The organism is Nonomuraea cavernae (assembly GCF_040655715.1).
GTDB classification, from domain to species: domain Bacteria; phylum Actinomycetota; class Actinomycetes; order Streptosporangiales; family Streptosporangiaceae; genus Nonomuraea; species Nonomuraea cavernae_A.
In genome coordinates, this window is record NZ_JBFAKL010000031.1 from 1 (window position 1) to 20,851 (window position 20,851).

Below are 20,851 nucleotides of genomic sequence, written 5' to 3' on the forward strand. Positions count from 1 at the left end.
ACAAGACCCACCTCGCCAACGCGCTGTCCGCAGCCGCGATCAACCTCATCCGCATGGATGCCTGGCTCACGCAAACACCCCTCGGAGCGACCCGGACATCGCATTTCACCCAACTCGACCTGGGCCTAACCACATGATCCAGGTAATTGGGCAACAGAGTCGTTCACGCCGGGGAGCGCGTCAAACCCGGTTGGTCTCGTACGCCCACATGGCGATCTCGACGCGGTTGCGGGCGCCGAGCTTGGCCATCAGGCTGGCGATGTGGGTTTTGACCGTGCTGAGGGAGATGTGAAACTCGTCGGCGATCTCGCTGTTCGTGCGCCCGCGCGCCACGGTGGCCAGGATCTGTTCCTCCCGGTCCGTGAGCGCCTCACCGGGGCGCACCGGCGGTGAGGCGCGCCCGGTGCGGGCGAAGGCGCCGAGCAGCCGGGCGGTGATGCTCGGGGCGATGAGCGCGTCGCCGTTGGCGGCGGCGTGGACGGCCTGGGAGAGCAGGTCGGCGCCCGCGTTCTTGAGCAGGAAGCCCCGGGCGCCGGCCCTCAGGGCGGCGTAGACGTAGTCGTCGAGGTCGAACGTGGTGATGACGACGACGGCGAGGGGGTCGTCGACGTCCGGTCCGGCGAGGGAACGGGTGGCCTCGATGCCGTCGAGGCCGGGCATGCGAATGTCGAACAGGCACACGTCAGGGCGTAGCCGCCGGGCGAGCTCGACGGCTCGACGCCCGTCGGCGGCCTGGCCGACGACCTCGATGTCCGGCTGGGCGTCGAGGATCATCGCGAGCCCGGTGCGGACGATCTCCTGGTCGTCGGCGACGAGCACCCGGATGCTCACGTCACCGCCCCGGTTCGGGGGAGTACGGCGGTCACGGTCCAGCCTCGATCTGCGGCTGGACCGGCTTCGCAGGTGCCGCCCAGCAGGTCAGCGCGTTCGATCATGCCGATGAGCCCATATCCCTTCGATGCGGCCGGGCGTACGAGGCCGCCGTCGTCGCTCACGCGCAGGCGCACCGAGGTGTCGTCGGCGGCGACGCGTACCTCGATGCGGGTGGCATGGCGGGCGTGCCGCCGAGCGTTGGTGACCGACTCCTGGGCGATGCGGTAGATCGCCGCCTCGACCGACGGAGGGAGGTCGCCGAGGTCGCCCGAGATGTCCACGTCGACGGGCGGGCCGGAGTGGTCTCGGCCGGCGAGCTGTTCGAGGTCGGTGATGCGACGGCCGGGCGCCAGCTCCGCGGGCTGGTCCCGGCGCAGGAGGTGGACCAGGGCGCGCATCTCGTCGAGGGCGCGGGCCGCCTCGGCCTCGATCAGGTGGAGTGCCTCGGTCGCGGCGTCCGGCCGTGACGCCGACGTGGCGATGCCCGCCTGGGCTCGGATCGCCATCGCCGAGACGTGATGGGCGACGGTGTCGTGCAGGTCGCGAGCCAGTTGTTCGCGTTCGAGCAGCTTGATCTGGTCGAGCTCGCGCATTCTCGCCCGGGCTCGGTAACGGAGCGCTCCGCCAAGGGCGATGGCCGAGAACGTGACGGCGAACGCGGCGATCGTGTCGCCGGGGGCGAGGCGACCGAAGAACAGCGAGAGGGGGACCGCGACGAGCATGATCGTCAAGCCGGTCACGATCTCGCGTCCCGATCCCCACCGGCACAACGAGTAGAGCAGGACCAGCACGTACGCCATCGTGTACGTATCCATGGCGTCGCCGTCCATCAACAGCGGGGCCAGGCTCGTGGCGGCGAAGACGATCAGGACCATCAGGAGCGGCCTGGTCCGGCGCCACAGCAGCGTGGGCACCAGCCCGACGGTGACGGTCACCGAGACGGCCCGCCACGGAAGGTCGGCTCGCAGAACTCCTTCGAGCACCGCGACCGTCACGAGTATCCCCACGAGTGCCCAGTCCCGCCACACCCGCCGTGGCGGGTTCGGTGGGCGGGGCTCGTCCCACACGGAGCGAAAAAGGGCGAGCACGGGAAATATGGTACGTCCGCGCGCTAGGGGCGGCCTAGGTCGGCTTCGATGAGGTCGCAGAGGTCTCGCCAGGCAGCCCTTATGATCACCGGGTGGCCTTACCGAGGATCGCAACGATCGTCTTGATGCTTGCCCTGACGGCCGGCTGCGGAGGCGGCGATGCGGTCACGGCGGGAACGCCCGCCGAGGCGGTGACTCAGCGGATGAAAGGCTCAGCCGGTGTGAAGGTCGCCAGGCTCGTACGCCTGGACTACGGCGAGAAAGTGTTCACCCCTCCAGCGGAGGACGACTTTGTCGTGCCGGTCAACATCGGTCAATACAGCGAGAGCCGTACCACTGGAGTCCTCGGCGCGACCGCCTCCGACCTGACCGCGACCTACTACCGGACCAATGTCCCCGATGAGCTGAAAAGCGTTGTCCCGACTGACCTGTCCTTCATGACGACCAGGACGATCACGATCGCAGGCTCCGGCACCTACAAATACCGGGCTGACCGGCAGGACGTTCCCGCGGGCAAGTCCTGGCTTCACGGCCGCAGCCCCCGGTGCGAGCAGTTGTTGCGCGCCATCGGCTCGCTCGGCGTACGCAACCTCGTCTCACCCGAGGTGCTGCGAAAACTGGCGGCCCCGGCTCCCTCTTCGGGAGAGGCCATCGACGGAGTCGCCACCGTCGTGCACGCCGGGAGCGGCTCGCTGGCGGAGTTCGGCGACGCCGCTCTACACGATGACCCCGTGATCGCCGCCCAACTGCGCGAGCGGCACGACTTGCCGCAGGTTGCCTGGCAGTTGTGGGTCGGACCGGACCGGCTTCCCCGTCGAGTGCACCTCACCTCGACCCTTCCCATGGCCGAGGACCAACAGCCCAAGACCACCGTGATCGAGGTCAACTTCACCGACTGGGGCAGCGATGTGCTCATCGACCCCCCACCGTCGGACCAGGTGCACGAGACCGGGACTTGTCTGGACCCGGAGCCATACTGAGCCGTTGGAGCTCCGGCCTCGGCAGCGGCTCGTGGAACTTGACATCCTCCCGGCTGGAGGGGACGTCCGAGGAGGACCTGGCGGCGGGGTTCGCCGCGGCGGGCGAGGCGGTGCGGGGCCGCGCGATCGGTCTCACCGCCGTCCACGACCTCGTGACCGAAGGGGACACGCCGTGGCTGGTGATGCGGCTCCACCCGCGGGGCAGGCGGAGCCGGGCGCTCGTCGTGGCAGCCGTCTGCGCGACCGCCGTCGCCGTCGCCGTGACGGCCGCGACGCTCGCCGTCGTCGTCGACGCGCGGCCTGCGCACTTCACCACGCCGCCTCAAGCGTGCGACCTGCTCACCGTCGAGGACGTGCGGACGCTGATCACGCAGGCCGAAAAGGCGGCCCAGGCGCCTTCTCGGTCCAACCCGGGGATGAACCAATGTCAGATCACCACAGGGGACGCCGGGATCGGGGCGGCCCAGCAGCCCACCATGACGGTCTGGGTCACGTGGCGCGGGGACGACGAGAACAAGGCCGGCTCGGACACGGCCGACCGGCGGCACAACGCGGAGAACGTCCGCAAGGAGTACTTTCCCGATGGTCCGGCCGACCGGCACCTGATGCCTGTGTCCGGTCTCGCTGACGAGGCGTTCTACCTCGGTGGCGTGGCGGAGAGCGGCTTGTTCGTCTCCATGGTCGGCTACCGCTTCGGCGCCGTCGTGGTCGACATCCACTGCCTTCGGCCGAACGGCACGCAGGAGGAGACCGGCCCGATGAAAGAGCGTCTGGTCGAGCTGGCCCATCGGAGCCTGGAGGGCCTGGAGCGGTGAACGACAGGTACCGGCCTTCGTTCATCTATCGTGCATCGAGAAGATCAGCTAGAAATCCTCATCAAAGAAGTCGCGCCTCGCGAAAGCACCTCGATCACAAGTGACGACGAAAGCCTTGAGACGCGCTTCAAAGACCTGGCGCTCCGCCTAGAAGGCACCTTCACCGAACTCGCGGATCTCGAAGCGGCCATGCACGCACGTGCCGCCGTGGCCAGACGACTTGCGGCCGAAGCTGAAACGAACCGGCTGGAGGCCGGGGGAGGAACGCGGCCGCGACCGGTTCGCCCTCCGGTTCGTGGCGCCGGGTCCGGGCCTGGTCCTGGATTAACTCCTGGACGCCCAAAGTCACCTTGCTCATATGATGCCGATCATGCGTTTATCTCCCCTTCTTGCTGGTTGCGTAGCTGTCTGGCTCTTACTTTCTGGTACGGCCCACGCGACCGCCTATCCCATCAAAGATCCCGTTCTGACCAAGAACAAGCTGTACCGCACCGGCAAGATCGCCACGAGCGAGTGCCCCGAGCGGGAGATCAAGTCGAATCATGTCCCTTCCGCCAAGCGATATCTGACCTCGGTGTTGAACTGCCTCAACGCCTCCTGGGCCGCCCATGCGAAGCGGGCGGGTCTGCCCTTCGCCAAGGCCAGGATCGGGTTCATCACCAAACCGCGGCGCTACTGCGGACACGCCTGGGGCAAGTACACCGCGGCGACGTACTGCGGCAAGGAGCGGCGCTTCATCGTCCTCCTGGATGACGACACGCTCTCCAACCCCTGGGACCTGGTGCTCTTCGCGTTGGCCGCCCACGAGTACGGGCACCACGTGCAGAACCTCACCCGGATGGCGCGCGCGTACGACTACTACCCGTACAAGGGCAAGAAGGAGCTGAACGAGCAGATCCGGCGCAACGAGCTGCAGGCCGAGTGCCTGGGCGGCGCCTTCGTGCGCAGCTTCTGGGACTCGCTGGACCGGACGCAGGCCGACTGGGACGAGCTGCTGGACATCACGCGCGAAAGCGGCGACGAGTGGACCAAGGACGGCGACCACGGGAAGGGCCGCAACATCGCCGCCTGGCTCGACAAGGGTTTCCGCGCGGGGTCGCCGGCCGCGTGCAACACCTGGACGGCCCCGTCGTCCAAGGTGTCCTGATCCGAGCCTGGCTCCTGGCCAGGCTTGGAGTGCGGCATCAGCGGAGGTCGTCCCAAGCGTGGGGTGAGGGCCGGCCGGCCGGCATGGCGGGGGCGAACTGGACGGGGAGCGACTCCAGGGCGCGGATCCAGATAGAGCGGCGCCACCGCAGGTGCTCCGGCTCCACCTCCAGCCGCACGTCCGGCAGGCGGTCCAGGAGCACCTCCACCGCGGTCTTGGCGATGATCTCGCCCAGCTCCGGGCCGGGGAAGGGGCAGCCGTACTCGCCGTGGCTGAAGGCCATGTGGGCGCGGTTCGGACCGGAGAACGTGGACGCGGACGGCTGGACCTGGGGGTCGGCGTTGGCCGCGGCGAGGCTGAGCACCAGCAGGTCGCCCCGGCGGATGCGGTGCCCGGCCAGCTCGCAGTCCTGGACGGCGTAGCGGGCGGGCGTGTTCTGCATCGGCGGGTCCTTCCAGAGGACCTGGTTCAGCGCCTCGGAGACGCTGCTGCGGCCGCCCTGGAGGTCCATCTGGAACTGGTCGTCGACCAGCATGAGGCGCAGCGTGTTGCCGATCCAGTTGGAGCTGGTGCCGTGGGAGGCCATCACGAGCGCCATCGCGTCCTGGACGATCTCGTCGTCGGTGAGCCGCGCGGAGTGTGACAGCAGGATCGACATGAGGTCGCGGCCGGGATGGGCGCGCTTGCTCGCCATGAGCCGGGCCATGCGCGCGAGGATGGGCCCGAGCATCGCGTGGGCGTCCTGGCCGCCGTCCATCACGATTTTGATCTCCTCGGCCAGCTCGGGCGCCTCGGCCTCCGACATGCCGAAGAGCCGGGCGACGACCTGGGCCGGGATGCGGTAGGCGTACTGGGAGATCAGGTCGGCCCGGCCGTCGCCCGCGAAGGCGTCGATCACGAGGTCGGCGATCTTCTCGCAGACGAGGGTCAGCTCGGTGCGGTCTATCCCGTCCAGCGCGTCGCCGAAGGCACCGCCGCGCCGCATGCGCTCGGCGCCCTCGGTGAACACCATCGTCGGCGCCCAGCTCACGTACATGCGCAACGGCCAGTCCGGCGGCACGATCTCGCGCAGGTTCCAGCGCCTCGGGTCGCGGCCGAACAACTGCGGCTGGCTGGTGACGTGGTGCAGCTCGCGGTAGCCGACCACGAGCCAGGCCGGGACGTCGCCGTCGAGAAGGATGGGGACGACGGGTCCGTACGTGCGGCGCAGCTGCTCGTAGAGGACGCTGGGGTCGTCGTACGTCTCCGGCTCGTACAGGCGCGCCGCGTCGGTGTGGTCGGGGTATCCGTCCAGCAGGCTCCCGCTGTGCGGGGGGGATTCGGCGGATTCGGCGGGCGAGGCGGGGGGCTTGGTCACGGAGTGCTCTCTCGGACGGGCGACAGGTCGTGCATGCGGGCGAGGTGTTCCACGAGCGTGATGAGCACGGTCTTGCCCGAGGACCGTTCCCGCGCGTCGCAGTCGACGATCGGGACCTCGGGCGACAGCGCCAGCGCGTCGCGCACCGAGCTGAGGGCGGGCCCGTCGGCGAAGCGGTTGACGGCGACCACGAACGGCATCCGATGGTGCTCCAGCCGGTCGATGGAGTACCAGGACTCCTCCAGGCGGCGGGTGTCGACCATGACGACCGCGCCGAGGCTGCCGGCGAACAACTGGTCCCACACGAACCAGAACCGCTGCTGGCCGGGCGCGCCGAACAGGTACAGCACCAAGCCGGCGTTGAGCGTGATCCGGCCGAAGTCGAAGGCGACCGTGGTCGTGGCCTTGGCACGTACCCGGCTGGTGTCGTCGATGCCCACGCCGGCCTGGGTCATGACCTCCTCGGTGCTCAGCGGCTGGATCTCGCTCACCGAGCCGACCATGGTCGTCTTGCCGACGCCGAACCCGCCGACGATCACGATCTTGAGGGCGTCGACGGCGGTCTCGCGCAGCGGTGTCCGCACGCCGGCCGCCCGCTGGTCAGAGGTCGTGGAGTGCACTGAGCACCTGCTTCAGGAGTTCGGGATCCGGCCGGCCGGCCTGCGTGGCGACCGACGGATGGCGGACGGTGATGCGGCCGGTGTCGAGCAGGTCGCGCAGCAGGATCTTCACCACGCTGACGGGCAGCCGCAGCTCGGCGGAGATCTCCACGACCGCCGTCGGCCGGCGGGTCATCTGCAGGATCTTGACGTGCTCGGACTGCATGCCGGGAGTCGGGCGGCATTCGCTCACGACGAGGGAGACGGAGTCGAAGGCGGTCTCGTTGGCGCGGGTGCGCCCGCCGGTCACCGTGTAGAGCCGGTCCGGGTCCTCCCGGTCGATGGCCCGCCTCGTCATGCGCCCTCACCGCTGGGCTCCGCCCGGCGCGGTGCGGCCGTGAGGTAGACGCCGATCTGCTCCACCAGCTCGTTCATGTTGTGCGCGATCAGCCCGACCTCGCCGTCCTCCTCGGCGACCACCGCCAGATGCGCGCCCGACCCGGCCGGCACGATGAGCAGCAGCCCTCCGGCGAACTCGACCATCGCCTGCCCCGCCCCGATGCTGTCGCCGAACTCGGCGGAGGCGCTCAGCGACAGGCTCTGGATCCCGGCGGCCAGGGCCGCGAGCTGGTCGGCTCCGTCGCGCTCCAGGCCGGTGGTGTAGCACATCTTCAGGCCGTCCCTGGTCAGCACCAGCACGTGCCTGATCCCGGGGGTCTTGGTCTTGAGGTTCTCCAGCAGCCAGTCAAGGTTGCGCTCGGTGCTGCGCGAAGCGTCGATTGTGCTCATCGAACGACGGGGCGCCCCTCCGGCGCGGGCGCCGGCGTGACCGCCCCTGCCTCCTATCTGTGATCGATAAGTTCCGGTGGCCGCGGGCGGGTGTCAGTCGTCGCCCGAGCCCGGGGAAGAACCGCGCCCACGCACGCCCGCCTGGCGGAAGGCGGCGAACCTCGCCGCCGAGTCACGCCCTTCCCGTACGGGCCCCGCGACCGGCGCCTGCCGGCCCTTGCCGGCCTCGGCCAGAGTCTGACCCCGTCGCCGCCTCGGCAGCAGGCCGTCGTCGTCCTCGACCGGCCCCTCCTGGGCGGGGATGGCCGCCGCGGCGACGGAGGCCAGTATGGCGGGGCGGGCCGGCTCGATCGCGGGCGGGGCGGGGTCCTGCCTGGGCTGGGTGATCAGCAGGCGGGGGATCAGCACGACGACTCCGGTGCCGCCGCGGGCCGAGGGCCGGAAGCTGACCGTCAGACCGTACTTGTCGACCAGGCGACCGACGACCGCGAGGCCCAGCCGGGTGCCGGACAGCGTCCGCAGGTCGAGCGGCTCGCTCACGAGCTTGGTGGCGTGGTGCCGCTCGCGCGGGCGCATGCCGAGGCCGCTGTCCTCGATCGCGATCACGACACCGGCGTCCTCCTCGTCCACGTACACGTGAACCTCGGAGCCGTGCGCCGAGAACGTGGCGGCGTTGTCCATCAGCTCGGCCAGCGCGTGCATCACGCCCTCGGCCGCGTATCCGGCCACGGCGACGGTGCTGGTGGAGTGCAGCCGGATGCGCCGGTAGGCGCCGACGCGGCCCATCGCGCCCCGCAGCACGCTCTCCATCACGATCGGCCGGGTCCAGCGGCGGCCGGAGCGGCCACCGCTGAGCAGGGCGACGTTGTCCGCCAGCCGGCTCATCTGGGCGATGCGATGGTCGAGCTCCAGCAGGTCGGCGAAGACCTCCTCCTGGTCGCCGTACAGTTCCTCCAGCTCGCGCAGCCGGGCGAGCAGGCTGGTGGCCTGGGCCTGCACGCGGGCCGCGGCGCCGGCGCAGGCCGCCATGACCGCGGCGCCCCTGCGCTCGCCCTCGTCGAGCCGGCGTGCCGTCTCACCCAGCAGGTCGCGCAGCGGGGTGTGCACCGGCTGGCGTACCTCGGCCAGGGCGGCGGTCGCCGACATCCGGTCGGCCTGGATCCGCTCCACCAGGTCGGGCAGCGTCTCACCGGTCACCCGGGCGATCTCGGACTCCATGGCCGAGCGGGACGCCTGGGCCATGGTGCGCTCGCGTTCGAGCACGTCCAGCTCGTGGCCGATGGCTTTGAGCAGGGTTTGCAACGGTCCATCCGGAGGTTGCACGACGCGGGCGACGGCGTCGGGGACCGAGACGCCCCCGCGTACCTGGCGTCCCAGCGCGGGCAGCGACTCCTCGGTCAGCTGCAGCACTTCTCGCTCCAGCCGGGTGAGCCGCGCGGCGATCGACCTGGCCTGCTCGCGTGAGCGGCGGCCGGAGGCGCCGTAGTGGACGACGGCCGCGGTGGTGCCGGCGAGCAGCGCGGCCGAGACGCCGCCGACCATCGCCATCACGCCCTTGGCCTCGGCGGGGACGGAGGACACCGCCCACAACCACACGCAGGCCATGATGATCAACGTGCCGAGAAAGGCGATGACCGCCAGCTCCCTCGGCGAAAGCCTTCGCTGTGTCCGGTGGGGTGCTTCTGCTGGCATCGGCGGTCCTTGGGGGCGTGGCGGCAAGGTATGGCAGAGCCGCGTCGAACCTGCTCCCCCCGCACGACAGGTCGGTTGCGTGGCCGCTTCGCGACAGAGCGCGAAGGGAACAGGCGCACACGCTAGCACCACGTGCACAGCCAAGAACAGACAAGTAACTCCAAATCATGCGTTGCCCTTTTAACACACAAAAAGTCAACACATGGGTTGATTCAATGGCCTTGCGTCCGAGGTCACGGTGCGGTGAGACGGTGTGGTCATCGGCAGCTCGACGATCGGCCAGGCGGGTGTCGACCGGTGGATCTCGGACGATCATAGGATGACCCTATGACGCGACCGCCGCTGCCTCCGTTCACCTTCGAGACCGCCACCCGGAAAGTACGGCTGGCGGAGGATGCCTGGAACACCCGCGACCCCGAGAAGGTGGCCCAGGCGTACACGATCGACTCCGCCTGGCGCAATCGCGCGGAGTTCGTCAACGGGCGCGACGAGATCGTCGCGTTCCTCACCCGGAAATGGGCGCGGGAGCTGGAGTATCGGCTCATCAAGGAGCTCTGGGCGTTCCAGGGGGACCGGATCGCCGTGCGATTCGCGTACGAGTGTCACGACGATTCCGGCAACTGGTTCCGTTCCTACGGCAACGAGAACTGGGAGTTCGACGGCGAGGGGTTGATGAAGCTGAGGTACGCCTCCATCAACGACCTGCCGATCACGGAGGCGGAGCGCAGGTATCACTGGCCGCTGGGCCGCCGCCCGGACGACCACCCGGGGTTGAGCGACCTGGGGTTGTGAACACCCCAGGTCGCGCACCCCAAGTCGCGTACCTCGGGTCGCGGACCCGGGTCCCGCACCCCGGGGTCCCGCACCCCGGGGTCGCGGACCCCGGGGTGCGGGCCTCACACCCCGGCGGCGGCCATCAGCTCGTCCGGGTCGGCGATCACATTGGCACGCCAGCCCGGCCCGATGTGCCGGAGCTCCACGTCCTCGTCCGCACGGCCGAGGACGAGGCCGAGGACGCGCTGCGGGGTCAGCGGGATCTGGGACACCGGCTTGCCGATGGCGTCGGCCACCGCGCAGGAGACCGCCGCGGCCACGTTGAGGATGGGCACCTCACCGGCGCCCTTGACTCCGAGCGGGCCGAAGGACGGAGCTCCCTCGTACAGGTCGAGCCGGACAGGTACGACGTCACCGGACAGCGGCATGCGATAGGTCTCGAACCCCGTCTGGCGCACCTTCCCCCGCGCGTCGATGGTGATCTCCTCGTGCAGCGCGTAGCCCAGGCCCTGGACGACGCCGCCCTGCACCTGGCCGCGTACGGCCCTCGGGTTGATGGCCCGGCCCACGTCCTGGACGACGCGGTAGGCCAGCACCTCGACGTGGCCGGTGTCCGGGTCGACGGCCACGTCGCACTCGTGCACGGCGAAGACGGGCAGGTCCAGCGCGCCGATCATGTGCCCGGCCGCGCAGCCGGACATGGGCTGCACCCCGATGCCGGTGAACGAGCCGGAGCCGGAGATCGGGCCGGACACCGACTGGGCCCGCTCGGCCACCTCGCGCAGGGTGATCCGCGCCGACGGCACTCCGTTGACGGCCACGTGGCCATCGGTGAGGACCAGGTCGCCGGGAGCCGCCTCCAGCATCTCGGCGGCGAGGTCGAAGACCTTGCGGCGCACCTCGTCGCAGGCCGCGACCCCGGCCGCGCCCAGGGAGACGGTCGTCCGGCCGCCGCCCACACCGCCGTCGTATCCGGCCGCGTCGGTGTCGGCGGCCCGGACCGTGACGTCCTCCGGCCGCAGGCCCAGCGAATCGGCGACGAGCTGCGGGATCGCCTGCATGGTCGACCCGGAGCCGATCTCGACGCCGGCGGTGACCAGAGTGGCCGTGCCGTCCGGGTTGAGGTTGACCGTGGCGGCGGAGGGGCCGACGAAGATGAACCAGGTGCCGACGGTCGTCGCCGTCCCGTGCAGGCGGCCGTCGTCGGCCCGCTCCACCGGGGCGGAGTCACGCAGCGCGACCATCCGGTCGATCATCGGGGCCAGCACGTCGCCCTCGAAGACCTGCCCGGTGGATCCGAGGTCGCCGTCGCCGAGCACGTTGCGCCGCCTGAACTCGACCCGGTCCATGCCGATGGCGGCGCAGATCTCGTCCGTGTGGCGTTCGAGGGCGGCGGTGCAGTAGGTGCCGTTGCAGGCGCGGAAGGCGCCGTTGGGCGGCGTGTTGGTGTAGACGGCCCGGCTCACCAGGCGCACGGCGCCGAGCCGGTAGTTTCCGCCGAGCGTGTGGGCGGTCATGCTGGTCAGGAACGGCTGCTCACCGCCGTAGGCGCCGCAGTCCATCAGGACGACGGCCTCCCGGGCGACGATCTCGCCCGACTCGGTGACGGCCGACCGGATCCGGATCTCCGCGTTCTCCCGGCACAGGGCCGTCTGCATCTCCTCCTGCCGGCTGTTGACCAGCTTGACGGGCCGGCCCGCGGCCCGTGCGAGCAGCGCGGCGAACGGTTCGAGGCTCACCTCGAACTTCATGCCGAACCCGCCGCCCACCGGCGGGACCACCACGCGGACGTCGGCCTCCCGCACCCCGAGGAGCCGGGCGGTGGAGTTGCGCACCGCCCACGGCACCTGGGTGGACGTCTGGATGACGAACCGGCCGTTCTCGTAGCCGGCCACGCACGCGCGGGGTTCGAGCGGGGCCTGGTTCTGCCGGCCGGCCACGAACTCCGTCTCGACGATCCGCACGTCGTCGCGGGCGAAGGCGGCGTCGGTGTCGCCGCGCACCACGGTGGCCTCCCAGCCGATGTTGCGGCCCCGCCGGCCGCCCTCGACGAGCACGTCGTAGTCTTCCCAGCCCGGATGGAGGTCGCGGGCGTCGTCGGCCAGGGCCTGCGCCATGGTGACCAGAGGGGTGTACTCCTCGACCTCGACCACGATCGCCGAGGCCGCCGCGCGGGCCTGTTCGAGGGTCTCCGCCGCGACCGCCGCGATGGGCTCGCCCAGGTAGCGGATCTGGTCGACGGCGAACAGGGGGTGGTCGGCGATGGTGATGCCGTAGCGGCCGGGGGCGTCGGCCGCCGACACGACGGCCCGCACCCCGGGCATGCGGCGGGCGGGCTCCAGGTCGATCGACACGATGCGGCCCGCCGGGACCTGCGAGCGGCACAACGCCGCGTGCAGCAGCCCGCCTTCGGCCGCGTCGACCGTGAACACCGTCCGGCCGCGCAGTTTGTCCTCGGCGTCGCGGCGGGGCAGGTTCGCTCCGATGACGTCGCTCATGACGCGTCCTCCTCCACTGCCGCGGTGGCGGCTCGGGCCGCCGTGAGAGCGGCGTCCACGATGCGCTCGTATCCGGTGCACCGGCAGATGTTGCCGACCAGGGCCTCGTGGACGTCACGCCGCTCGGGGCTCGGGTTGGTCTCCAGCAGCGCGGTCAGCGACATCAGCATCCCGGGGAAGCACATGCCGCACTGCACCGCGTCGTTGTCCTTCATCGCCTGCTGCAGCGGGGACAGCGCGCCGGTCGGGTCGGCGAGGGACTCGACGGTGCGGACCGACCTGCCCTCCGCCAGGCCCAGCGGCACCAGGCAGGAGGCCACCGCGTCGTCGTCGACGAACACCGTGCAGGATCCGCAGAACCCCTCGCCGCACGCGGCCTTCGTGCCGCGCAGATGCAACTCCTCGCGGAGCACGCCGGACAGGGGAGTCATCGGGTCGGCGTGCACCCGGCGGGCCTCCCCGTTGACGAACAACTCGGTCATGTCCTGCCCGCCTTTCCGTGCGGCTCCAGTGCTCGTACGGCACGGCCGACGACCGTCGGCAGCACCTGCAGTCGGTACCAGCCGTCCGCCTCCACCGAGGTGCGCGGGGTGAAGGCTCCGGCGAGCTCGCGGGCCGTACGGACCGCTTCGTCCGCGTCGAGCGGCCGGCCGGTCATCGCGGCGGCGAGCTCGGGCCACAGCCGGGCCACGGGCTCGACCGAGCCCACGGCGACGGTGGCCGACTCGACCACGCCCGCCTGGTCGAGCGTCGCCGCGACGCTGACGATGGCGACCGGGTAGTCGCCCGCGCGCCGCAGCGTCAGGCGGGCGTGCGCGGAGACGACCGGCGCCAGCGGCACCGACACGTGGGCCAGCACGGTCCCGGGCGGCTGGCTGTCGCGGGTGGTGAGAAAGGTGCTGAGCGGCGCGGTCGTGATGCCCGCCGGGCCCGCCAGCACCACCCTGGCCGACAGGCTGAGCAGCGCGGGCGCCAGGTCGGCCGCCGCGAAGTCGCGGGTGCAGAGGTTGCCGCCGACCGTGGCCTGACGTCTGACGGACGGGTTGGCCGAAGCCGCCGCGGCCTGCCGGAGCGCCTCCAGCGCGGGGTAGCCGGTCAGCGCCTGGGCGAGCCGGGCGTGGGTGACGGCGGCGCCGATCGTGAGGGCGGCGCCGTCGTCGTCGATCCGCCTCAGTTCCTCGATCCGGGCCAGCGAGACGTACTCGCGGTGGAACGGCTCGCCGCGCGAGGGACTTCTCATGATCCAGGTGGCGCCCGCGATGGGAGCGGCGTCGGGGCCGGCGACCGCCAGCCGTTCGACGGCGTCGTCCAGCGAGGTCGGCTGGTACAGGCCGGGCGCGGTCGGGACTGTCATCGAGAGACTCCTTGTCTGGTGGCCGGATCCCGGCCCCGCCGTCCCTCCGGGGAACGGCGGGGCCGGGTCAGGCGGCGGCGCCGAGGGCCTGGCGCAGCTTCAGCTCCCGGTTCGCCGAGTCGGCGCGGGCCCGCAACGCCTCGTCGAGGGTCACGGCGACGAACCGGGTGCGGGTGCCGGGGGAGCACTGCGCCACCAGGTTGAGGTCGGCACTGATCACGCTGGCCACCATGGCGTAGCCGCCGCCGGAGACCGCGTCGCGGTGCAGGATGATCGGCTCGACGCCGCCGGGCACCTGGATCGAACCGACCGGGTAACCGGCGTCGACGATGTTGGACGGGTCGGACCCCGCGCCGAACGGCTGGACGCGCTCCTCCCACTCCAGGACCGGGCCGGAGTAGCGGAACCCGGTGCGGTCGGCGACCGGGGTCAGCGTCCACTCCGACTCCAGCAGGCAACTGCGCCCGGCGTCGGTCAGCCGGTAGTCGTACAGTCCGAGGACCACCCGCAGCTCGACGTCGCGGCTGTAGGCGGGCCTGAGCGTTTCGGGCACGACCTGGCCCGGCACGCCGCCGGTGGGCCGGCCGATCGGCACGACGTCGCCCTTCTTGAGGTTGCGGCCCTCGAAGCCGCCGAACCCGCCGAGCGCGTACGTCGACCGGCTGCCCAGCACCTCGGGCACGTCGAACCCGCCGGCGACGGCGATGTAGATGCGCGCCCCCGCCCGCAGGAAGCCGAAGGTCAGCTGGTCTCCGGCCGCGACGGCGAAGGACTCCCACTGCGGCGCGGGCTCGCCGTTGAGCATCACCGGCATGTCCGCGCCGGTGACGGCCACCACCGCCGGCTCGTCGAAGCGCAGCACCGGACCCATGTACGGCGACTCGATGACCGCCGCGTCGAGCGGGTTGCCCACGAGCAGGTTGGCCGCGGCGGCGGCGCGCAGGTCGGCCGCGCCGGACGGCGGGATGCCCACGTTGTAGTAGCCGGGACGACCGCGGTCCTGGATGCTGGAGGCCAGCCCCGGTTCGAGGATCTCAACTGGCATAGAGCGCCTCCAGAAGTTCGGTGTTGTAGCCGTCGGGGTCGGCCAGGAAGCGATCGAGGTCGAACGTCACCGGGCGCTGCCGGTAGCGGTAGGTGCCGGCCTCGACCTCGGCGCGAATGGCTTCATACTCAGCCTGGTCGACGGCGCGGAACTTGACGATGTCACCCGGCCGGAAGAAGATCATGAAGTCGCTGAAGTCGGCGAGCCGCTGCTCCGGGTCGAAGATCGGCACCGGAGTGACGCCGAACATCTGGTAGCCGCCGGCCCCGCGGACCGAGTAGATGCACGCGAAGCAGCCGCCGTGGCCCACGGTCAGCGCCGGGGTGTCCGTGCGCGGCCGCAGATACTTGGGCAGCTCCAGCTGCCGCTCCTGCGGGACCATCTGGAACAGGAACGGCAGCCCGGCCACGAAGCCGACCATCGAGGTGATCCACGGCGAGCCGGAGTGGGCGTCGATGAACGCCTGCACCGAGTCGAGGTCGTTCTCGACGGCCGCGAATTCCAGGTCGTTGCCCTCGGGCCGCTGGTGCCGGTCGCGGAAGCGGGCGCCCGTCTCGTTGGTGAACGGGTCGTCGTACCAGACGGGGACCTCGAAGATGCGGGTCTCCACGCTGCGCGAGGGGGAGCCGGCGACCTTCGCCTCGGCCGCCCGCACCGTCGCCTCGACCTCGGCCGGCGGCACGACGTCGGGGTCGAACCTGATCAGCAGGGAGGCGTTGGCCGGGCAGATGTCCACGATGCCCGGGATGCGGTTCTCACTGAGGATCTTCGACACCGCCATGGCGGTGAAGTTGACCTCAAGGCTCATGGCCTCGGCGAACTGAACGACGAGATGCTCGTCGCCGCCCCAGGAGTAGCGGCTCTCGCCTGTCTTGCGCGCGCTCTTCTGTGTCATGCGTTCCCGCCACTCTTGTTACGGCCGGCCATCCACCCTTCGAGGAAGGTGGTGTGGTAGCGGCCTTCGCGGAATTCCTCGATGTCGATCACGGTGCGCATGAAGCCCGCGGTGGTGACGACACCTTCCACTTCGACCTCGTCCAGGGTGCGCGCCATGCGGGCGATCGCCGACGCACGGGTGTCGGACCAGACCACGATCTTGGCGAGCAGGGAGTCGTAGAACGGACTGACCTCACTGCCGGGACCGAAGCCCGAGTCGATGCGGACGAACGGGCCGCCCGGCATCCGCATCGCCGAGAGCACGCCGGGGCTCGGCATGAAGGCGAACTCCGGGTTCTCCGCGTTGAGCCGCACCTCGATGGCGTGGCCGCGGAACTCGACGTCGGACTGGGCGAACGACAGGGGCGCCCCGGAGGCCACGGTCAGCTGCTCGCGGACCAGGTCGCGGCCGGTCACCATCTCCGTCACCGGATGCTCCACCTGGATCCGGGTGTTCATCTCGATGAAGTAGAACTCCTCGGTGGCCGGGTCGTAGAGGAACTCGACCGTGCCGGCGCCGGTGTAGGCCGCCACCTTGGCGAGCGCGACGGCCGCGTCGGTCATGGCGTTGCGCACGTTCTCCGGCAGGCCGGGCGCGCCCGCCTCCTCCAGCACCTTCTGGCGGCGCCGCTGCATCGAGCATTCGCGCTCGCCGAGGTGGACGAAGTTCTCGCCGTCGCCGAACACCTGCACCTCGATGTGCCTGGCGTGCTCGACGAATCGCTCGATGTAGACCAGCCCGCTGCCGAACGCCGCCTGGGCCTCGGCCTGGGCGACCGGCAGCGCCTCGGTGAGCTCGGCCCCGTCGGCCACGACCCGGATGCCGCGGCCACCGCCCCCGGCGGCGGCCTTGATCGCCACCGGGTAGCCCGCCTGCTCAGCCGCCGCGAGGGCCTCCGGCAGGCCGTTGACCGGCCCGGCGGAACCCGGGACGGTCGGCACGCCGGCCTCCTCGGCGGCGGACCGCGCCCGCGCCTTGTCGCCCATCAGCCGGATCGTCCTGGCCGACGGCCCGACGAAGGTGACCCGGGCGTCGGTGACCTTCTGCGCGAACTCGGCCCGCTCCGACAGGAACCCGTAGCCGGGGTGCACCGCGTCGGCGCCCAGGTCGACCGCCGCCGTGACGATCGCGTCCATGTTCAGGTAGCTGCGGGAGGCCGCCGGCGGGCCGATGAGCACCCGCTCGTCGGCCATCCGGACGTGCAGTGCCTCCTGGTCGGCCTCGCTGTAGACGGCCACCGTGCTGATCCCGAGCTCCCGGGCCGCACGGATGATCCGTACCGCGATCTCCCCACGGTTGGCGACCAGCAACTTGCGCACCAAGATCAGCCCTTCTCGATGGTGAGGATGCCGTCGCCGGGGCCGATGATGCTCTCGTTCTCCGCGTGGATCCGCGTCACCGTGCCGCTCGCTCCGGCCTTGACCTCGGCGAACTGCTTCATGACCTCGACCAGTCCAACCGTGGTGTCGGCGCTCACCACGGAGCCCACCTCGACGAACGGCTCCTTGTCGGGAGCGGGACGGGTGTAGAAGACTCCGGGCAGCGGAGACTGCACAACATGCTCAGACATGCGAGACCTTTCCAGAAGTCGAATCCTGCGAATCGATGACAGCCCTGATCGCGGTGGCCACTGCCACGGCGTTGGGCGTGTCCGAGTGGACGCAGACCGTGTCGAACCTCATCGGGATCCGTTCGCCCGTGGCGGCGATGGCGACCCCTTCATCGAGGGCGACCGTCATCCGCTCCACTGCCCGCTCCACCGGCGTGGCATGCGGGCGTCTTGTGATGATCAGTCCGCCGTCGGCCGAGTACTCGAGGTCGACGTAGAACTCGGCGAGGAACGGCACCCCCCGGGCGGCGCTGACCCGCTCGTGCGCGGTGCCCGCCATGCCGAAGACCGGCACCCCGTACATGACGGCGACGTCGCACACCGCGTCCATCAGCGCCTCGTCGCGGGCGACCATGCCGTACAGCGAGCCGTGCGGCTTGATGTGGTCGAGCGCGACGCCCGCCGCGTCGAGGAAGCCCTTGAGCGCGCCGACCTGGTAGATGACGATGTCGCGTACCTCGTCGGGGAACAGCTTCATCTCGCGCCGGCCGAAACCGACCGGGTCGGGCAGGCCCGGGTGCGCGCCGACGGAGACGCCGGCGGCGGCGGCCTTGGTGACGGTCTCGCGGATGCCGCTCGGATCACCCGCGTGGAACCCGCACGCGACGTTCGCGGTGTCGATGAGGCCGAGCAGCGCGTCGTCGTTGCCGAAGGAGTGGATCCCGTAGGACTCACCCATGTCGGAGTTGAGAATGACCTTCATGTTCACACCTTTCCGGCGTACACCGCGGACGCGAGCCGGGTGCGGAGCCGGTCAGCGACGACGGCCAGAGCCAGCACGACGCCGGTGACGATCATTTGGTAGTAGGAGTTGATCTGCGCCAGGTTCATGCCGTTGGCGACGATCCCAATGAACACCGCGCCCAGTACCGCGTCGAGCACGCGGCCCGCGCCACCGCGCAGGCTCACGCCGCCGATGACGGCCGCGGCGATCGTCTGCAGCGGGAGCGACGCGCCGATGTTCGCCTCGCCGGTTTCGAGGCGGGCCGTGAGCAGCACGGCACCGACGGCGGCCAGCGCGCCGGCCGTCACGTACGCCAGGATCAGGGTGCGGAACTCGTTGACGCCCGACAGCCGGGCGGCGCGCGGGCTCGACCCGACCGAGTAGATGTGGCGTCCGGGCCGGGTCAGGGTGAGCAGCACCCAGAGCACCACCGCGGCCAGCAAGGCCAGCCAGATGGAGATGCCTATCCCGAAGATGCTGCCGTAGCCCAGCCAGTCGCTGAACTCCATGGGCAGCCCGGAGACCGGCACGCCCGAGGTGAGCATCAGGGCGAGGCCCGAGAACACCGAGGCGGTCGCCAGCGTCATGATGAAGGGATTGATGTTGAGGCTCGCCACGCCCAGGCCGTTGAGGAGCCCGCAGGCCATGCCCACGAGCACGCCCACGACGATCCCGACCACCACGGCGGCCAGCGGCGAGCCCGTCTGGGCCGACATGGTCATCGCCGTGGACACCGAGACCAGCGCGGTGATGGCGCCGATCGACAGGTCGAAGCCACCGGCCAGCAGCACCACGAACTGGCCGAGGGTGGCGATGATGATGTACGAGTTCTGCCTGAGCGCCGAGTGGATGTTGTCGACGGTCAGGAAGTTGTCCGACATCAGCGAGAAGGTGATCAGCGCGATGACCACCAGGATCGGCAGCACGCCGATCCTGACGAAGATCCGGGCGGCGTACGAGATCACAGATCGAGGTCGCGCCGTGACTTCGGCCTCACTCTGGAGGGTCATGCGATCTCCTTCGCCGGTTCGTCCCAATGCATCATGTGACGCAGGATCGTTTGCTCGTTGATGTCGTCCTGCCGCAGCTCGGCGGTGATCGTCCCGTGCGCGAAGACGTACACCCGGTGGCACAGGTGCAGGATCTCCGGCAGCTCGGAGGAGATGACCAGCACGGCGTTGCCCTGCCGGGCCAGCTCCACGATCTGGTCGTAGATCGTCACTCGGGCCCCGACATCCACCCCGACCGTCGGCTCGTCCAGCAGGTACGTGCTGCAGTTTCCGAGCAGCGCCCGCCCGAGCAGGCCCTTCTGCTGGTTGCCGCCGGAGTAGCTGTCGGCCGTCCGCTCGGGGTCGGGCGGGCTCAGCTTCATCCGGCGCAGCATGTCGCCGGCCACGGCGCGTTCCCTGCCGGGACGCAGCACCGGGCCGGTGGAGATCGAGTCCCGGCGCAGCCAGGGCAGCGTGACCGTCTCGCGGAGCGGCCGGTTCAGCAGCAGCCCCTCGGTCTTGCGGTCGCTGGGCAGGTAGACGACGCCGGACTTCATGACCCGGGCCGGCCTGGCCCCGGTGAGGTCGGCGCCGTCGATGGTCAGCGTGCCGGAGTCGACCCGTTCCAGACCGAAGCAGGCGCGGGCCGCGGTGGACTTGCCCGAGCCCATGAGCCCGGCGAATCCCACGATCTCCCCGGCGCGCAGCTCGAAGCTCGCGTTCCGTACGGCGCCGTCGAAGGTGGACAGGTCGTGGGCGGCCAGGACGACGCGGGTGCCCGGCTCGGGCAGCTCCGGGTAGAGGTCCTCCACCACGCGGCCGGTCATCAGGTTGATCAGCTCGTCGTCGGGCGTGCCGCCCGGGACGGTGGTGATCAGCTTGCCGTCCCGGAGCACGGTCACCCGGTCCGCGAGGCGCCGGATCTCCGCCATCCGGTGGGTGATGTAGACGATGCCGATGCCCCGGCCGCGCGCCTCCTCCACCAGGCTGAAGAGCCGTTCCGACTCCTCCTCGGTCAGCGAGGCGGTCGGCTCGTCGAGGATGAGGACGCTGAGCTCGGGCCGGAACGCCTTGGCGATCTCGACCATCTGCTGCTCTGCCCGGCTCAGCGTCTCCACCAGCCGGTCCGGTGAGATGTGGAAGTCGAACTCGTCCAGGCGTTCCTGGGCCAGCTTGCGGACCCGGCGCCGGTTGATGAGGCCGAAGCGGCCGGGCTCGGCGCCCATGACCAGGTTCTCGGCCACGGTCATCGTGGGCATCAGCGAGAACTCCTGGAAGACCGCGCTGATGCCCAGCCCGCGGGCGGCCGCGACGCCCGCGAGGTGGACGGGGCGCCGGTTGACCTCGATCGTCCCGCCATCCGGGTGCTGGGCGCCCGAGATGATCGAGATGAGGGTGGACTTCCCGGCGCCGTTCTCACCGAAGAGCACGTGCACCTCGCCCTTGCGGAGTTCGAAGTCCACCCCGTCCAGCGCGGTCACGCCGGGGTACTTCTTCGTGAGCCCGCGGACCCGGAGCACGACCTCGTGGTCAGGATCGGTCATGAGACAACTTTCTGGTCATGGACGGGCGTCAGGTGGG

General features: G+C 70.5%; 21 protein-coding genes. 4 read left to right on the forward strand and 17 right to left on the reverse strand.

The features are described 5' to 3' along the window. Positions 1–180: 180 nt before the first annotated feature. Entirely contained in the window at positions 181–831 is a 651-nt protein-coding gene (locus tag AB0I38_RS33400) for a response regulator transcription factor (RefSeq protein WP_358489775.1), read from the reverse strand. Next, positions 828–1,961 carry a sensor histidine kinase gene (locus AB0I38_RS33405; RefSeq protein WP_358489778.1) on the reverse strand — a complete coding sequence of 378 codons (1,134 nt, stop codon included), beginning with the start codon at positions 1,959–1,961 and terminating at the stop codon, positions 828–830. Before AB0I38_RS33405 ends, AB0I38_RS33400 begins: the two co-directional genes overlap by 4 nt. Before the next feature lie 125 nt (positions 1,962–2,086). Between AB0I38_RS33405 and AB0I38_RS33410 the strand changes: the two genes are divergently transcribed. From AB0I38_RS33410 to AB0I38_RS33420, 3 genes are all read left to right on the forward strand, one after another. Next, entirely contained in the window at positions 2,087–2,941 is an 855-nt protein-coding gene (locus AB0I38_RS33410) for a hypothetical protein (RefSeq protein ID WP_358489781.1), read from the forward strand. Positions 2,942–2,979: 38 nt separating this feature from the next. Continuing rightward, complete coding sequence (locus AB0I38_RS33415) at positions 2,980–3,756, forward strand: hypothetical protein (protein ID WP_358489783.1); 777 nt, start codon at positions 2,980–2,982, stop codon at positions 3,754–3,756. Positions 3,757–4,126: 370 nt separating this feature from the next. After that, positions 4,127–4,903, forward strand: a complete 777-nt coding sequence (locus tag AB0I38_RS33420; protein WP_358489787.1) for a neutral zinc metallopeptidase — start codon at positions 4,127–4,129, stop codon at positions 4,901–4,903. A gap of 37 nt (positions 4,904–4,940) precedes the next feature. Here AB0I38_RS33420 and AB0I38_RS33425 read toward each other — a convergent pair whose 3' ends face one another. From AB0I38_RS33425 to AB0I38_RS33445, 5 genes are all read right to left on the reverse strand, one after another. Continuing rightward, positions 4,941–6,260 carry a cytochrome P450 gene (locus AB0I38_RS33425; protein ID WP_358489793.1) on the reverse strand — a complete coding sequence of 440 codons (1,320 nt, stop codon included), beginning with the start codon at positions 6,258–6,260 and terminating at the stop codon, positions 4,941–4,943. Beyond that, positions 6,257–6,880 (reverse strand): GTP-binding protein, encoded by a 624-nt coding sequence (locus AB0I38_RS33430; protein ID WP_358489796.1) that lies wholly within the window; start codon positions 6,878–6,880, stop codon positions 6,257–6,259. The genes AB0I38_RS33425 and AB0I38_RS33430 overlap by 4 nt, the downstream gene beginning before the upstream one ends. Continuing rightward, entirely contained in the window at positions 6,861–7,217 is a 357-nt protein-coding gene (locus AB0I38_RS33435) for a DUF742 domain-containing protein (protein WP_358489798.1), read from the reverse strand. Before AB0I38_RS33435 ends, AB0I38_RS33430 begins: the two co-directional genes overlap by 20 nt. Then, positions 7,214–7,648 (reverse strand): roadblock/LC7 domain-containing protein, encoded by a 435-nt coding sequence (locus AB0I38_RS33440; protein WP_358489801.1) that lies wholly within the window; start codon positions 7,646–7,648, stop codon positions 7,214–7,216. The genes AB0I38_RS33435 and AB0I38_RS33440 overlap by 4 nt, the downstream gene beginning before the upstream one ends. A gap of 93 nt (positions 7,649–7,741) precedes the next feature. Beyond that, complete coding sequence (locus AB0I38_RS33445) at positions 7,742–9,340, reverse strand: sensor histidine kinase (RefSeq protein ID WP_358489805.1); 1,599 nt, start codon at positions 9,338–9,340, stop codon at positions 7,742–7,744. A 327-nt stretch (positions 9,341–9,667) separates the two neighbouring features. On the opposite strand from AB0I38_RS33445, the gene AB0I38_RS33450 reads away from it, so the two are divergent. Further along, the gene (locus AB0I38_RS33450) at positions 9,668–10,132 is read left to right on the forward strand and encodes a nuclear transport factor 2 family protein (protein ID WP_358489809.1); all 465 of its coding nucleotides are present in this window, start codon (positions 9,668–9,670) and stop codon (positions 10,130–10,132) included. A 104-nt stretch (positions 10,133–10,236) separates the two neighbouring features. Here AB0I38_RS33450 and AB0I38_RS33455 read toward each other — a convergent pair whose 3' ends face one another. The 10 genes from AB0I38_RS33455 to AB0I38_RS33500 all read right to left on the reverse strand — a co-directional run bounded on the left by AB0I38_RS33455 (position 10,237) and on the right by AB0I38_RS33500 (position 20,814). Next, positions 10,237–12,612, reverse strand: a complete 2,376-nt coding sequence (locus tag AB0I38_RS33455; RefSeq protein WP_358489812.1) for a xanthine dehydrogenase family protein molybdopterin-binding subunit — start codon at positions 12,610–12,612, stop codon at positions 10,237–10,239. Further along, positions 12,609–13,094: a (2Fe-2S)-binding protein gene (locus AB0I38_RS33460; RefSeq protein ID WP_358489816.1), complete on the reverse strand. Its 486-nt coding sequence runs from the start codon at positions 13,092–13,094 to the stop codon at positions 12,609–12,611. Before AB0I38_RS33460 ends, AB0I38_RS33455 begins: the two co-directional genes overlap by 4 nt. Next, the gene (locus AB0I38_RS33465) at positions 13,091–13,966 is read right to left on the reverse strand and encodes an FAD binding domain-containing protein (protein ID WP_358489819.1); all 876 of its coding nucleotides are present in this window, start codon (positions 13,964–13,966) and stop codon (positions 13,091–13,093) included. The genes AB0I38_RS33460 and AB0I38_RS33465 overlap by 4 nt, the downstream gene beginning before the upstream one ends. Positions 13,967–14,033: 67 nt before the next feature. Next, positions 14,034–15,011 carry a biotin-dependent carboxyltransferase family protein gene (locus AB0I38_RS33470; protein WP_358489822.1) on the reverse strand — a complete coding sequence of 326 codons (978 nt, stop codon included), beginning with the start codon at positions 15,009–15,011 and terminating at the stop codon, positions 14,034–14,036. Next, the gene (locus AB0I38_RS33475) at positions 15,001–15,906 is read right to left on the reverse strand and encodes a 5-oxoprolinase subunit B family protein (RefSeq protein ID WP_358489825.1); all 906 of its coding nucleotides are present in this window, start codon (positions 15,904–15,906) and stop codon (positions 15,001–15,003) included. The genes AB0I38_RS33470 and AB0I38_RS33475 overlap by 11 nt, the downstream gene beginning before the upstream one ends. Further along, the gene (locus AB0I38_RS33480) at positions 15,903–17,267 is read right to left on the reverse strand and encodes an acetyl-CoA carboxylase biotin carboxylase subunit (RefSeq protein WP_358490048.1); all 1,365 of its coding nucleotides are present in this window, start codon (positions 17,265–17,267) and stop codon (positions 15,903–15,905) included. Before AB0I38_RS33480 ends, AB0I38_RS33475 begins: the two co-directional genes overlap by 4 nt. 5 nt (positions 17,268–17,272) lie before the next feature. After that, positions 17,273–17,518 carry an acetyl-CoA carboxylase gene (locus AB0I38_RS33485; RefSeq protein ID WP_189124971.1) on the reverse strand — a complete coding sequence of 82 codons (246 nt, stop codon included), beginning with the start codon at positions 17,516–17,518 and terminating at the stop codon, positions 17,273–17,275. Continuing rightward, the gene (pxpA, locus tag AB0I38_RS33490; protein WP_358489831.1) at positions 17,511–18,260 is read right to left on the reverse strand and encodes a 5-oxoprolinase subunit PxpA; all 750 of its coding nucleotides are present in this window, start codon (positions 18,258–18,260) and stop codon (positions 17,511–17,513) included. Before pxpA ends, AB0I38_RS33485 begins: the two co-directional genes overlap by 8 nt. Positions 18,261–18,262: 2 nt before the next feature. Further along, on the reverse strand, positions 18,263–19,291 hold the full coding sequence (locus tag AB0I38_RS33495) for an ABC transporter permease (RefSeq protein ID WP_358489836.1): 1,029 nt from the start codon (positions 19,289–19,291) through the stop codon (positions 18,263–18,265). Further along, positions 19,288–20,814 carry a sugar ABC transporter ATP-binding protein gene (locus AB0I38_RS33500; RefSeq protein ID WP_358489839.1) on the reverse strand — a complete coding sequence of 509 codons (1,527 nt, stop codon included), beginning with the start codon at positions 20,812–20,814 and terminating at the stop codon, positions 19,288–19,290. The genes AB0I38_RS33495 and AB0I38_RS33500 overlap by 4 nt, the downstream gene beginning before the upstream one ends. Positions 20,815–20,851 lie beyond the last annotated feature (37 nt).